Below are 13,828 nucleotides of genomic sequence, written 5' to 3' on the forward strand. Positions count from 1 at the left end.
AATAGTCTACGTGTAGGCTGCCGACATGAGGCATGAACGCTTCATTCGGTTCGGGAAGATTTGCCCTACCCTGCCGCATGGGATTATTGAGGAGCTCGCATGACCAAACAAAACGCCTTTACTCGGGAAGACCTGCTGCGCTGCAGTCGCGGTGAGCTGTTCGGCCCAGGTAACGCGCAACTGCCCGCCCCGAACATGCTGATGGTGGATCGCATCACCCATATCAGCGAAGAGGGTGGCAAGTACGGCAAAGGTGAATTGGTCGCCGAGCTGGATATCACCCCGGACCTGTGGTTCTTCGCCTGCCATTTCGAAGGCGACCCTGTGATGCCGGGCTGCCTGGGCCTTGACGCCATGTGGCAGCTGGTCGGTTTCTTCCTGGGCTGGCAAGGCCTGCCGGGTCGCGGTCGCGCCCTGGGTTCGGGCGAAGTGAAGTTCTTTGGCCAGGTCCTGCCGACCGCCAAGAAAGTCACCTACAACATTCAGATCAAGCGCGTCCTCAAGGGCAAGCTGAACCTGGCCATCGCCGATGGTTCGGTGAGCGTCGACGGTCGCGAGATCTATACTGCCGAAGGCCTTCGGGTCGGCGTATTCACTTCCACTGACAACTTTTAAGGGTTATCCGCATGCGCCGCGTCGTTATCACTGGTCTGGGCATTGTTTCTTGCCTGGGCAATGACAAAGAGACCGTCACCGCTAACCTGCGTGCAAGTCGCCCTGGCATCCGCTTCAACCCGGAATATGCCGAAATGGGTCTGCGTAGCCAGGTTTCCGGCTCCATCGACCTGCCCCTCGAAGAACTGATCGATCGCAAGATCTATCGCTTCGTCGGCCACGCTGCCGCCTACGCCTACCTGGCGATGAAAGACGCGATCGCCGACTCCGGCCTGAGCGAAGACCAGGTATCGAACGTACGCACCGGCCTGATCGCCGGCTCCGGCGGCGCATCGACCCTCAACCAGATGGAAGCGCTGGACATCCTGCGCGAAAAAGGCGTGAAGCGCGTTGGCCCGTACCGTGTCACACGGACCATGGGCAGCACCGTTTCGGCCTGTCTGGCCACGCCGTTCCAGATCAAGGGCGTGAACTACTCGATCTCCTCCGCATGCGCCACCAGTGCTCACTGCATCGGGACTGCCGTGGAGCAGATCCAGCTGGGCAAGCAGGACATCGTGTTCGCCGGCGGCGGTGAAGAAGAGCATTGGAGCCAGTCGTTCCTGTTCGACGCCATGGGTGCACTGTCCACCCAGTACAACGAAACCCCGGAAAAGGCCTCCCGCGCCTACGACGCCAAGCGTGACGGTTTCGTCATTGCCGGCGGTGGCGGCATGGTGGTGGTCGAGGAGCTGGAGCACGCTCTGGCCCGTGGCGCCAAGATCTACGCGGAAATCGTCGGCTACGGCGCGACCTCCGACGGCTACGACATGGTTGCCCCAAGCGGTGAAGGCGCCATCCGTTGCATGCAGATGGCCATGTCCACCGTGGACACCCCAATCGACTACCTGAACACCCACGGCACCTCGACTCCGGTCGGCGATGCCAAGGAAATGGAAGGCGTGCGTGCGGTATTCGGCGACAAGGCCCCGGCCATCAGCTCTACCAAGAGCCTGTCCGGTCACTCCCTGGGCGCCGCTGGCGTTCACGAAGCGATCTACTGCCTGCTGATGATGGAAGGCAACTTCATGGCCGGCTCCGCCAACATCGATGAGATTGATCCGGTTGTGGCTGATATGCCGATCCTGACCAAGACCGTTGAGAATGCAAAAATCGACACCGTGATGAGCAACAGCTTCGGCTTCGGTGGCACCAACGCCACCCTGGTGCTGAAACGCTGGCAGGGTCAGTAAGACCTGTAGCTTGACCGCATTAAAAAGCCCCGACTGGTTCGGGGCTTTTTTATGGGCTGGATTTTTTAGTGGCTGGGAGGGCCTCATCGGGGGCAAGCCCCCTCCCACATTTTGAATGCACTCACAAATCAAAGGTGGGAGGGGGCTTGCCCCCGATAGCGCCGCCTCGGCGCCCGCCCCTACACCGAAAACCGCGCCACCATCGTGTTCAGGTCCACCGCCAACCGCGACAACTCCTGGCTCGCCGCACTGCTCTGGTTCGCCCCTGTCGACGTCTACTGCTCCGATGCGCTGGCAATAACCAGCGCTGCATCCAATTGCAGCTGGCTATTGAAAGGTATCGGCGCAATCTGGGGTTTGCGTAAGATCAAAACGCGATATCAGCGTGGCGCCCCATCGCGATGGGCTTTAGGCAGGATGGCCAGGAAATTGTCGCGTGCCACTTTGTGCGCAACGTCCTCAGGCAGTGCATCGAGGAAAGGCTCGAAGCGACGCATTTCCTTACCCAGCTTGTTGAAACGCCCGACGACGTCCGAGCCCAGCATGAACCGCTCCGGGAAACGCTCCACCAGCGTTATCCACTCCGGACGAGGATGGCCTCTATCATCCAGCAAATACGGCGTAAGCATGCTCCAGGACAGGTCGATGTACAGGTTGGGGTACGCCTCCAGCATGCGGCTCAAGGTGGGCAGCAAAAAGTCCATCTGCACCTGGTGACGGTGGATTTCCTTGCTGGTGCCGCCATGGGCCCAGATAAAACGGGTGTGTGGGTGGTTGCGCAGTGGCTCTTCGACTTCAGCCAGGTACAGCGGGTTGCGCTCGCGCTTGGAGGTGATATTGGAGTGCAGCATCACCGGCAGGTCATTTTCCGCCGCCAGGTGATAAATGCGGGTCATGGCTTCGTTATTGGCCCGTGGTGTGTCGCCGGCGGTGATGGCCGTGAGGTCGTCATGACGGGTAAAAACCTCGCCGATGCCCTGCCACAGGCCTGGGTTGAGATCGAGCATGCGCTGGATATGGGCGTCCGAGTTCTTGTCGTTGGGGTTGAAGCCGGACAGGAACGGATGAAAATGCTCGCGCTGCTCAGGGGTCAGTTTGTTGACCGCTGCGGCCACGATCACGTCGGTGGCGCTGTACCAATAGGCATCGGCGTCGTCACCGGCGTAATAGCGCGGGCGCTTGGGTTCGTCCTCGTGCCATTTCTTCGCGACCGGAATACCGGAAATCATCACGTGTTCGATGCGATTGTCGGCCATGGCCTTGAGCAGCTTGTCCATGCCTGCAGTTTCCTGGAAGAAGTCCACGTAATGCAGGTGCGCATCGCTGTAGGCATAGTCGCGGGCCTGCGCGGCAAGGCTGCCGGAGGCGAACAACAGGGCAAGGGTCAGGCGAGTCCAGGGCACGGTAACACCTCGATAGGGGCTGATACGGGTAGACCTTGAACGCCTTGCCAGGGTTCATCCGGCAAAAAACGCGGAACATCGAAGTGCCAGCATGCTCTATAACTGCATGACCTTCATCCTGCCACCCTGTGAGGTTTGCCATGCCTGTTACCGTAAACACCCTGAACCAGGACAACTTTCGCCACAGCCTCAACATCGACAACCATGAGTTGTTCACCGACCTGCCCAAGAGCCTCGGCGGCGACGATTCGGCGCCCTCCCCCCATGACTACTTCGACGCCGCCCTGGCCTCGTGCAAAGCCCTGACCCTCAAGCTCTACGCCCAGAAAAAAGGTATCCCCCTCACCGGCGTGACCGTGGAGGTCACCCATGACGCCGCCGAAGAGCAAAAGGGCAAATACACACTCAACGTCAAGCTCACCCTCAAGGGCGTGCTCACCGACGAACAGCGCGATGAGCTGCACCGCGTGGCAGATCGCTGCCCGGTGCACAAGCTGATGACCACCGCCGAGATCAGCATCGACACCAAACTGTCGGAAGGCGCCTTCAGCCAATAGCGGCAACCTCCCGTGGAGCGGGTTATGCTCAGCAGCATCCAACCCGCTCAGACTGGGACGCACCATGACCACCCTCACCGTGATCCGCCCTCGCCCCGAAGACGTCGAAGGCCAACCGATCCTGCGCCCGCTGCCGTCGCGGGAATGCCGCAGCGTCGGGCCTTTTGTGTTTTTCGACCATATGCTGCTGACCCGCTACGCGCCGGGTCACGGCATGAATATCCGCCAACACCCGCATATCGGGCTGTCGACCCTCACGTATCTGTTTGAGGGCGCATTGCAGCACAAGGACAGCCTGGGCTCGGACCAGGTGGTGCAGGTGGGTGATGTGAGCTGGATGACCGCCGGCAGCGCGATTGCCCACGTCGAACGCACACCCGAGGCGCTCAAGGCCAGCGGGTTCAGCCTGCATGGGCTGCAAGTATGGTTGGCGTCACCCAAAGACCACGAGACGGGGCCGGGGCATTACAGCCATCACCCGGCGGCGAGCCTGCCGGTGAGTGACAACCTGGGCGTGCAGATACGCCTGATCGCGGGCAACGGGTTCTGCCTCAAGTCACCGGTGCCGGTACTGTCGCCCACCTTGTATGCCGAGGTGCGGATGCAGACGGCTACAACCCTGCTGTTGCCTGATGAGCATGAGGAACGGGCGGTGTATGTGCTGGAGGGTGACGCCCAGTTGGACGGCGAGGCGCTTGAAGTCCACAGCCTGGTGGTATTGCCGGCCGGGCAGGAGATGACGTTGTTTGCGGACAGTGATTGCCACTTGGTGGTGTTTGGCGGCGCGCCGCTGGATGGGCCACGGCGGATCAATTGGAATTTTGTCGCGAGTGACCCGGCGGTGATCGAGCAGGCCAGGCAACGCTGGGCGGCCGGGGATTGGCCGAGGGTGCCGGGTGAAACTGAAAGAATTGAGTTGCCATTGAGATAGCCATCGGGGGCAAGCCCCCTCCCACATTTGATCAGTGATTGCATCCAAGTGTGGGAGGGGGCTTGCCCCCGATTAGGCCCGGACAGGCGCTGAAGAGTCAGCCCTTGAACACTTCATCCAACAAGTTATGCATCGACTGGAACGCCCGCTTGGCGGTCTTGGCGTCGTACATCATCTTGCCCGGCACATTCGCATGCGGGTCGGTGAAGGAATGCACCGCGCCGCCGTAGCTCAGCAATTGCCAATCCACGCCAGCCGCGTTCATTTCATCTTCGAATGCCGGCAGTTGCGCCTTCGGCACCAATGGGTCGGAAGCACCGTGCAGGACCAATACTGAACCCTTGACGTGCTTGGCGCCGTCCGGGTTCTGGGTGTCGATGGTGCCGTGGAACGAGACGGCCGCCTTCAACGGTGCACCGGTACGTGCCAGCTCCAGCGAGCAGAAACCGCCAAAGCAGAAGCCGAAGGTCGCAAGCTTCGAGGTATCTACCTCGGCCTGGCCCTGCAGTTGCTCAAACGCCGCTTGCATGAGTTTGAGCAGCTTGGGGTTGTCATTCTTCAGCGGCATCATCGCAGCGCCGGCTTCATCGCCATTCGACGGGCGTACGGTCTGCCCGTACAGGTCGGCGATCAGTACCACGTAGCCCTTGCCGGCCACACTTTTGGCGATCTCTTCGGCCCCCGCACTCACACCCATCCAGTTCGGCGCCATCAACAACCCCGGCAACGGGCCCTTATGATTGGCGTCGAACGCGAGGCGGCTTTCATAAGACTGGCCATCAATCTGATAGACCACGGAACGTACAGTGACTTGGCTCATCATTTACTCCAGTTGAGGTGCGTTAGAACGAAAAAACCCGCCGAAGCGGGTTTTTCTACAGCAGGGTCAAACCGACAGTTCAACCAACAGCTTGTTCAGGCGGCGCACATAGGCGGCCGGGTCTTTCAGGCTGTCGCCGGCGGCCAGGGCCGCCTGGTCGAAGAGGATGTGCGACAGGTCGCCAAACCGCTCTTCGCTCTGCTCACCGTCGAGTTTCTCGATCAGCGGGTGAGCCGGGTTGAATTCGAAGATCGGCTTGGAGTCCGGAACCTTCTGCCCGCTGGCTTCGAGGATCTGGCGCATCTGCATGCCCAGGTCCTGCTCGCCAATGGCCAGGATCGCCGGGGAGTCGGTCAGGCGGTGCGACACGCGCACTTCGCTGACAGCCTCGCCCAGGGACGCCTTGATCCGCTCGACCAGGCCTTCTTTGGACTTGGCGACTTCTTCGGCTTCTTTCTTCTCTTCTTCGGAGTCCAGGTTACCCAGGTCCAGGTCACCACGGGCCACGTCGACGAAGGATTTGCCGTCGAACTCGTTGAGGTAGCTCATCAGCCACTCATCGATACGGTCGGTCAGCAGCAGCACTTCAATGCCTTTCTTGCGGAAGACTTCCAGGTGCGGGCTGTTCTTGACCTGGGCGTAGGTTTCGCCGGTGAGGTAGTAGATCTTGTCCTGACCTTCCTTGGCGCGGGCCAGGTACTCGGCCAGAGAAACCACCTGCTCGCCACCCTCTTCATGCGTCGAGGCAAAACGCAGCAGGCCGGCGATTTTTTCCTTGTTGGCGAAATCTTCCGCCGGGCCTTCTTTCATGACCTGGCCGAAGTTTTTCCAGAAGCCCTTGTATTGCTCAGGCTCGTTCTTCGCCAGTTTTTCCAGCATGTCGAGCACGCGCTTGGTCAGCGCCGACTTCATGGAATCGATGATCGGGTCTTTCTGCAGGATTTCCCGCGACACGTTCAGCGACAGGTCGTTGGAGTCGACCACACCCTTGATGAAGCGCAGGTACAGCGGCAGGAACGATTCCGCCTGGTCCATCACGAACACGCGCTGTACGTAGAGTTTCAGGCCTTTTGGCGCTTCACGCTGGTACAGGTCGAACGGAGCACGGGCAGGCACGTAGAGCAGCGAGCTGTATTCCAGCTTGCCTTCGACCTTGTTGTGGCTCCAGCTCAGTGGGTTTTCGTAGTCATGACCGATGTGCTTGTAGAACTCCTGGTATTCCTCGTCCTTGATCTCGGTACGCGGACGGGTCCACAGCGCGCTGGCGCGGTTGACCACTTCCCATTCCTGGGCCGGGGCTTCTTCGCCTTCGGCAGCCGCTTGTTCTTTCGGCAGCTCAATCGGCAGGGCGATGTGGTCGGAGTATTTCTTGACGATGTTGCGCAGGCGCCAGCCATCGGCGAATTCGTCTTCACCGGACTTCAGGTGCAGCACGATACGGGTGCCACGGTCAGCCTTGTCGACGGTGGCGATTTCGAATTCGCCCTCGCCTTTGGAAGACCAGTGCACGCCTTCGCTGGCGTCGAGGCCGGCACGGCGGCTGAACACTTCAACCTGGTCGGCAACGATAAAGGCCGAATAGAAGCCCACGCCGAATTGACCGATCAGGTGCGAATCTTTCTTCTGGTCGCCCGAGAGGTTTTTCATGAAATCGGCGGTGCCGGACTTGGCGATGGTGCCCAGGTGGGCGATCGCATCGTCACGGCTCATGCCGATACCGTTGTCTTCGATCGTGACGGTCTTGGCGTCCTTGTCGAAGCTCACACGAATTTTCAGTTCGGCGCCACCTTCCAGCAACTCAGGCTTGGACAGGGCTTCGAAACGTAATTTGTCGACAGCGTCAGAGGCGTTCGAGATCAATTCGCGAAGGAAGATTTCCTTGTTGGAATACAGCGAATGGATCATGAGGTGCAGCAGTTGCTTCACCTCGGTCTGGAAGCCCAGGGTTTCCTTTTGAGTTTCCACACTCATGGTCATCAAACTCCAATTGGATGGCAGTGGCCGCGCCCTAGAGGGTTGGCGGCGGGTTGTCATCAAAGTTGGGGGCTAAGAGCAGGATTTCAAGGGTGGCCTGGTTCCTCGATCTTAAAATGCGCGCGGGCCGTGGCGATGGGCTCTGCCGCCGTGCTCTGCCAGGCGGTGATCGCCACGTTCGCCACCCGCCGGCCCTGGCGCCAGACCTGGCATTTGGCGTAGGTGTCGCGAAATTGACCGGCGCGCAGGTAATCCAGGGAAAAGTCGATGATTTTCGGGATGCCCGGTGCGCCGGTGAACACCAGCAGGTGCAGCGCCGCCGACAGTTCCATGAAACCCGCGATCACCCCGCCGTGCAGCGCCGGCAATATCGGGTTACCAATATTGTCCTTGTTGGCCGGCAGGCGAAACAGCAGCTCATCTCCCAGCCGGGTGCATTCGATGCCGATCAACTTGGCATAGGGGATCAGGTTGAGCAGCGCTGCGTAATCGCCGCGCCCGTGGGCCTGCTCCAGGCGGGTCTTGAATCGGTGCGTCATGCCTGCTCTCCCTTGATCGTGCTGCCCAGTCCTTGTGCGCCCTTGAGGCGTTTGCCCATGCGCATGAATGTACCGACGACATGGGCGATGGGTTGCTGCGGGTCATCCTGGTAGGCGAAGCCTCGGGTGAAGATCACGTCGGTGGTCACCCTGTAGCATTGGGCGAAGCCGTACACCGGTTTGTGTGGGGTAGCGGGATGCATGTAGTCGACGCGCAGGTCGAGGGTCGGACAAACCTCGAACTCCGGCAATACGCACAGGGTGGCCATGCCGCAGGCGGTGTCCATCAGGGAGGTCAGCGCGCCACCGTGAATCACCCCGGATTGGGGATCGCCGACCAGATGGGGCGCATACGGCATGATCAGCGTGATGCCCTCCTCGCTGGCCTGATGAGCGGTAATGCCCAGCACCTGACAGTGGCGCAAGGCCGATACAAAGCGCTTCGCACGCTCTAACAGGGGATTTTCGCTCATTCGTTCCAAACTCTTATTAGTGTTGATCCGCAGAATGGGCGGCAGGGCAAAAGTTCCTGTTAGTCAGCGATTTATATATCTACCGAATAAAAGGAACTAATGCCGAACCGCCATGCTCGAAAGGCCAGTAGATATCTTCAATAAGGAGAAACACCCATGCGCAAGACTTTAGCTATTTCCATGATGCTGGCCGCTGCCCTCGGTCTGGCTGCCTGCGACAAGAAATCCGAAGACAAAGCCCAAGACGCTGCAGCCCATTCTGAGCAAGCTCAGAAAGATATGGCCAAGGCTCAGGATAAAGTGAACGACGCTGCGAAAGAAAACGCCGAAGCTGCCAAAGCTCAGGCTGAATCGAACCAAGCCGCCGCAAAAGAAGCAGCACCTGCTACCGGTTCTTGAGACCGCGGCTTGTAACAGCTTCGCTGTAAAAAGGAAGCCCGCTTAGATAGCGGGCTTTACTTTGCCTGGTGTTTTTACTTGAAGGGTTGATCAAACTGCTTCTTTAACCGGTTCCGACGGCGGTGTATCCGTCTGGGTAAACACCATCACTTGCAGCACGTCGGAATGAAACTCCCGCCGATACAGCACCAACACCACCCCGGCGCTCATCAACATGAATAGCCAGGGGCTGACAAACCACGCCAGCATGGTCATGCCGAAGTAATAAGAGCGCAGGCCAAAGTTGAACTGGTTGGCCGCCATGGAGATGACTCGCGCCGCACGCAGAGCAAATGCCTTGCGCTCCTGCTCCGACACATCCCGCTCGCCGATCATCGGCGCCGAGCCGACCAGCACCGCCGCGAAGTTGTACTGACGCATGCACCAACTGAACGTAAAGAACGCATAGACGAACACCAGCGCCAGGCACAGCAGCTTGATCTCCGACATGCCTTGGGATGCTTGTTGCACCATCGGTATGTCCGCCAGCAACGACACCGCCCGCTCTGAAGCACCCAACACCGTGAGAATGCCGGCGAGGATGATCAGCGTGCTGGAGGCAAAGAACGAAGCGTTGCGCTCGAGGTTGCCGATCACACTGGCGTCGGCGATGCGGTTGTCGCGCAGCAGCATGCGGCGCATCCAGTCTTCGCGGTACAGGTGCAGCACGCTGGCGAGGCATGCAGTGTCACGAGCCTTCCAAATGGCGTATCGGGTATAGCCGCCCCAGCAAAGGGCGAACCACAGGGCGGCAAGCAGGTGGATCTGATTGGTTTCGATGAACGACATGCGGGTCCTTTGCAGAAAGAGGGCTGAAACGCTTTTGCGTCAGTTCGACGTAAGTGCACAGAAAAAGACACTGCCGTTCACCCATAAAAAAAGCCCCATATCGATTGATACGGGGCATTTCAGTACAGCGGGAAACATGGGTTTATGCGATAGCTTCGCTGCGCTTGCCGAGCATCCGATCAACCCCGAACGCCACGACCAGCGTCATCACCGACGGCACCAGCCAGGCCAGGCCCTGGTCGCTCAACGGCAGGTTCGCCAGGGGCGAAGGCATCCAACCCGCCAAGCCAGCGCCCTTGAGCGCATCGATGCAGCCAAAGATGAACGACACCAGCATCACCGGACCAACGATGCGGCCCTGCTCCTGCCAGAAGTCTTTGCAGAAGCTCAGCGCCACCAGCACGATGCACGGCGGGTAGATCGCGGTCAGCACCGGGATCGAGAAGGCAATCAGCTTGGTCAGGCCCAGGTTCGACACGAACAACGAGAACAGCGCCAGGATCACCACCAGGGTCTTGTAGGACAGCGGCAGGATTTTGCTGAAGTACTCGGCGCAGGCACAGGTCAGGCCCACCGCAGTCACCAGGCACGCCAGGGAAATCAGCACGGCCAGGAAGCCGCTGCCCAGGGAGCCAAAGGTGTGTTGCACATAGGCGTGCAGCACCGCAGCACCGTTTGTGGCACCGGCAGCCACGGCATGGCTGCCCGAACCCAGGCGGAACAGGCTGAAGTACACCAGGGCCAGGCCCACGCCGGCAATCAGGCCCGCAATGATGGCGTAACGGGTGATCAGCTTCGGCGACTCGACGCCACGGGAGCGAATCGCGTTGACGATCACGATGCCGAACACCAGCGCGCCCAGGGTATCCATGGTCAGGTAACCCTGGATAAAGCCTTGGGAAAACGGTGCGGCCACATATTCCGGGGTAGCGACGCCCACGTCACCGGCCGGCAAGGCAAACGCGGCGATGCCGAGGATGGCCAGGGCGATGATCTTCAGCGGCGCCAGGAAGCGACCCACGGTGTCCAGCAGCCGACCTGGGTACAGGGAGACAAAGAACACCACCAGGAAGTACACCGAGCTGTAGAGGAACAGCGCCAGCGGGCTCTCGCCGGTCAGCGGCGCCAGGCCCACTTCGAAGGACACGGTCGCGGTACGCGGGGTAGCGAACAGCGGCCCTACCGCCAGATACGCCGCCGCCGCCAGCAGGCCACCGGCGATCTTGCCGATCGGGCTGCTCAACGCGTCCATGCCACCACCGACCTTGGCCAGGGCGATCACGGTGACCACCGGCAAACCCACGGCGGTGATCAGGAAGCCCAACGCTGCCATCCAGACATGAGGCCCGGACTGCAAACCAACGATAGGCGGGAAGATGATGTTGCCGGCGCCCACGAACAGGGCAAAAGTCATAAAGCCCAGCGCCAGGATGTCCTGGCTTTTCAACACTTTCATTTGAGGAAATACCACACTACTGAATCGGAATTTAGAGAGGGATTCCCTATGGATGAGGGAAATGCTGCCGGCCCTTATGGGAGCCGACCGGTCTAGCGCGGGGCTTCCTTTTGGGATGCGCACGCATAAAGAGGCGGCTAGGGTACAGAAATTGGCTGACGAACGCACTGTTGCGGGGCGGACTGTCCGATAAGCGACATCTGCATGTCGCATTTTCATACCTAATTTGGCAATACAGGCAAATGTGGGAGGGGGCTTGCCCCCGATGGCGGCGTGTCAGTCACTGTATTTATTGACGGACCCACTGCCATTGGGGGCAAGCCCCCTCCCACATTTTGATCTTTATTAAACCCCGGAAAGCACAAAGGCCACCCGAAGGTGACCTTTGTGTGGTGAAGCGTCAGCTAAGCGCGAGGCTTACTTGACAGCCCAACCGGTCAGCTCGGCCAGGGCCTTGCCGATGTCTGCCAGCGAACGCACGGTTTTAACGCCCGCGTCTTGCAGCGCAGCGAATTTCTCGTCTGCAGTGCCTTTGCCGCCAGAGATGATTGCGCCAGCATGGCCCATGCGCTTGCCCGCAGGGGCAGTCACACCAGCGATGTAGGAAACAACCGGCTTGGTCACGTGTGCCTTGATGTAGGCAGCCGCTTCTTCTTCAGCCGAACCGCCGATCTCACCGATCATCACGATCGCTTCGGTCTTCGGGTCTTCCTGGAACAGCTTCAGGATGTCGATGAAGTTGGAGCCTGGGATCGGGTCACCGCCGATGCCGACGCAAGTCGACTGACCGAAACCGGCGTCAGTAGTTTGCTTAACAGCTTCGTAGGTCAGGGTGCCGGAACGGGAAACGATACCGACTTTACCTGGCAAGTGAATGTGACCTGGCATGATGCCGATCTTGCATTCGCCTGGAGTGATCACGCCTGGGCAGTTAGGGCCGATCAGGACTACGCCCAGCTCGTCGCACTTAACTTTAGCGTCCAGCATGTCCAGGGTAGGAATGCCTTCGGTGATGCAGACGATCAGCTTGATGCCGCCGAATGCCGCTTCCAGGATGGAGTCCTTGCAGAAAGGAGCTGGAACGTAGATCACGCTGGCGGTGGCGCCAGTGGCAGCTACAGCGTCTTTCACGGTGTTGAACACTGGCAGGCCCAGGTGCTCGGTGCCGCCTTTGCCCGGAGTTACGCCGCCAACCATCTTGGTGCCGTATTCGATGGCTTGCTGGGTGTGGAAACTACCTTGCGAACCGGTAATACCCTGGCAGATAACTTTGGTGTCTTTATTGATCAGGACGCTCATTATTTGCCCTCCGCAGCTTTGACAACTTGTTGAGCAGCGTCGGTCAGGCTGGTAGCCGCGATGATGTTCAAACCGCTTTCTGCCAGTACTTTAGCGCCCAGTTCAGCGTTGTTACCTTCAAGGCGAACAACAACCGGGATTTTAACGCCGACTTCTTTCACTGCACCGATGATGCCTTCGGCAATCATGTCGCAACGAACGATGCCGCCGAAGATGTTGACCAGTACTGCAGCGACGTTGGAGTCGGACAGGATGATCTTGAACGCTTCGGTTACGCGTTCTTTGGTAGCACCACCGCCCACGTCGAGGAAGTTGGCTGGTTTGCCGCCATGCAGGTTGACGATGTCCATGGTACCCATGGCCAGGCCGGCACCGTTGACCATGCAGCCGATGTTGCCTTCCAGGGCTACGTAGTTCAGTTCGAACTTGGCAGCGTGCGCTTCGCGCGGATCGTCTTGCGACGGATCGTGGAAAGTCTTCAGCTTAGGCTGACGGTACATCGCGTTGGCGTCGATGTTGATCTTGGCGTCCAGGCAGTGCAGATCGCCGTCAGCCTTGATCACCAGCGGGTTCACTTCCAGCAGGGCCAGATCGTGATCCTGGAACAGTTTGGCCAGACCCACGAAGATCTTGGCGAACTGGGCAACTTGCTTGCCTTCCAGGCCCAGCTGGAAAGCCAGCTCGCGACCCTGGAATGGCTGAGCGCCAACCAGTGGGTCGATAGTGGCTTTCAGAATTTTTTCTGGGGTTTCGTGAGCGATCTTCTCGATGTCCACGCCACCTTCGGTGGAAGCCATGAACACGATGCGACGGCTCGAACGGTCAACGACAGCGCCCAGGTACAGCTCTTTAGCGATATCAGTGCACGATTCAACCAGGATCTTGGTGACTGGCTGGCCATTGGCATCAGTCTGGTAAGTCACCAGACGCTTGCCCAGCCACTGCTGTGCGAAGGCCTTGGCGTCTTCTTTGCTGCGAACCAGCTTAACGCCGCCCGCTTTACCGCGACCACCGGCGTGGACCTGGGCTTTGACAACCCACTCGCTGCCGCCGATCTTGTCGCAAGCTTCTGCTGCTGCTTCCGGGGTGTCTACTGCGTAGCCCTTGGAAACTGGCAGGCCGTATTCAGCGAACAGCTGCTTACCCTGATACTCGTGAAGATTCATGCTTTTTACCGTCTTCGTTAGGTACTGCGCATTCGGCGCTGCGCTCATTATGAGTGCCGCGCCACCTGTGACTGCTGCTTGCGCAACTTGCGGGGCTCAAGGCCCGTAAAGCTGCGCAAGGCTGCGTCCAGCGGAT

14 protein-coding genes and 1 pseudogene are annotated in these 13,828 nt (G+C 59.5%); 5 read left to right on the top strand and 10 right to left on the bottom strand.

Going from position 1 to position 13,828, the window contains the following annotated elements:
* Positions 1 to 99 precede the first annotated feature (99 nt).
* Positions 100 to 615 carry a 3-hydroxyacyl-[acyl-carrier-protein] dehydratase FabA gene (fabA, locus tag NL123_RS21295; protein ID WP_010211704.1) on the top strand — a complete coding sequence of 172 codons (516 nt, stop codon included), beginning with the start codon at positions 100 to 102 and terminating at the stop codon, positions 613 to 615.
* 11 nt (positions 616 to 626) lie between these two features.
* The gene (fabB, locus tag NL123_RS21300) at positions 627 to 1,847 is read left to right on the top strand and encodes a beta-ketoacyl-ACP synthase I (protein ID WP_016979549.1); all 1,221 of its coding nucleotides are present in this window, start codon (positions 627 to 629) and stop codon (positions 1,845 to 1,847) included.
* Positions 1,848 to 2,026: 179 nt separating this feature from the next.
* Here the strand turns inward: fabB and NL123_RS21305 are convergent.
* Together NL123_RS21305 and NL123_RS21310 are read right to left on the bottom strand one after the other, a co-directional pair.
* A pseudogene (locus NL123_RS21305) lies at positions 2,027 to 2,122 on the bottom strand (hypothetical protein); the annotation flags it as partial.
* A 105-nt stretch (positions 2,123 to 2,227) separates the two neighbouring features.
* Positions 2,228 to 3,250: an amidohydrolase family protein gene (locus tag NL123_RS21310; protein WP_248487272.1), complete on the bottom strand. Its 1,023-nt coding sequence runs from the start codon at positions 3,248 to 3,250 to the stop codon at positions 2,228 to 2,230.
* A 140-nt stretch (positions 3,251 to 3,390) separates the two neighbouring features.
* Between NL123_RS21310 and NL123_RS21315 the strand changes: the two genes are divergently transcribed.
* Together NL123_RS21315 and NL123_RS21320 are read left to right on the top strand one after the other, a co-directional pair.
* Complete coding sequence (locus tag NL123_RS21315; protein ID WP_248487270.1) at positions 3,391 to 3,807, top strand: OsmC family protein; 417 nt, start codon at positions 3,391 to 3,393, stop codon at positions 3,805 to 3,807.
* 64 nt (positions 3,808 to 3,871) lie between these two features.
* Entirely contained in the window at positions 3,872 to 4,738 is an 867-nt protein-coding gene (locus tag NL123_RS21320) for a pirin family protein (protein WP_494356287.1), read from the top strand.
* 97 nt (positions 4,739 to 4,835) lie between these two features.
* Here the strand turns inward: NL123_RS21320 and NL123_RS21325 are convergent, their stop codons facing one another.
* From NL123_RS21325 to NL123_RS21340, 4 genes are all read right to left on the bottom strand, one after another.
* On the bottom strand, positions 4,836 to 5,558 hold the full coding sequence (locus tag NL123_RS21325) for a dienelactone hydrolase family protein (protein WP_494356288.1): 723 nt from the start codon (positions 5,556 to 5,558) through the stop codon (positions 4,836 to 4,838).
* Positions 5,559 to 5,624: 66 nt separating this feature from the next.
* Positions 5,625 to 7,529, bottom strand: a complete 1,905-nt coding sequence (htpG, locus tag NL123_RS21330) for a molecular chaperone HtpG (protein WP_494356289.1) — start codon at positions 7,527 to 7,529, stop codon at positions 5,625 to 5,627.
* 89 nt (positions 7,530 to 7,618) lie between these two features.
* The gene (locus NL123_RS21335; RefSeq protein WP_248487262.1) at positions 7,619 to 8,071 is read right to left on the bottom strand and encodes a PaaI family thioesterase; all 453 of its coding nucleotides are present in this window, start codon (positions 8,069 to 8,071) and stop codon (positions 7,619 to 7,621) included.
* A complete protein-coding gene (locus NL123_RS21340; RefSeq protein WP_494356290.1) occupies positions 8,068 to 8,544 on the bottom strand; it encodes a PaaI family thioesterase in 477 nt (158 codons plus the stop codon). Before NL123_RS21340 ends, NL123_RS21335 begins: the two co-directional genes overlap by 4 nt.
* A gap of 156 nt (positions 8,545 to 8,700) precedes the next feature.
* On the opposite strand from NL123_RS21340, the gene NL123_RS21345 reads away from it, so the two are divergent.
* Positions 8,701 to 8,943, top strand: coding sequence for a hypothetical protein (locus NL123_RS21345; protein WP_058427885.1), 243 nt, complete (start codon positions 8,701 to 8,703; stop codon positions 8,941 to 8,943).
* A 90-nt stretch (positions 8,944 to 9,033) separates the two neighbouring features.
* Here NL123_RS21345 and NL123_RS21350 read toward each other — a convergent pair whose 3' ends face one another.
* The 4 genes from NL123_RS21350 to sucC form a co-directional block, all read right to left on the bottom strand.
* On the bottom strand, positions 9,034 to 9,771 hold the full coding sequence (locus NL123_RS21350) for a DUF599 domain-containing protein (RefSeq protein ID WP_071489580.1): 738 nt from the start codon (positions 9,769 to 9,771) through the stop codon (positions 9,034 to 9,036).
* 142 nt (positions 9,772 to 9,913) lie between these two features.
* On the bottom strand, positions 9,914 to 11,227 hold the full coding sequence (gene brnQ / locus NL123_RS21355; RefSeq protein ID WP_058427887.1) for a branched-chain amino acid transport system II carrier protein: 1,314 nt from the start codon (positions 11,225 to 11,227) through the stop codon (positions 9,914 to 9,916).
* 417 nt (positions 11,228 to 11,644) lie between these two features.
* The gene (gene sucD, locus NL123_RS21360) at positions 11,645 to 12,526 is read right to left on the bottom strand and encodes a succinate--CoA ligase subunit alpha (protein WP_003172813.1); all 882 of its coding nucleotides are present in this window, start codon (positions 12,524 to 12,526) and stop codon (positions 11,645 to 11,647) included.
* Positions 12,526 to 13,692, bottom strand: coding sequence for an ADP-forming succinate--CoA ligase subunit beta (gene sucC / locus NL123_RS21365; protein ID WP_003190011.1), 1,167 nt, complete (start codon positions 13,690 to 13,692; stop codon positions 12,526 to 12,528). The genes sucD and sucC overlap by 1 nt, the downstream gene beginning before the upstream one ends.
* Positions 13,693 to 13,828: the final 136 nt, after the last annotated feature.

The sequence above is a fragment of the Pseudomonas sp. FBCC-B1565 genome (assembly GCF_059133265.1).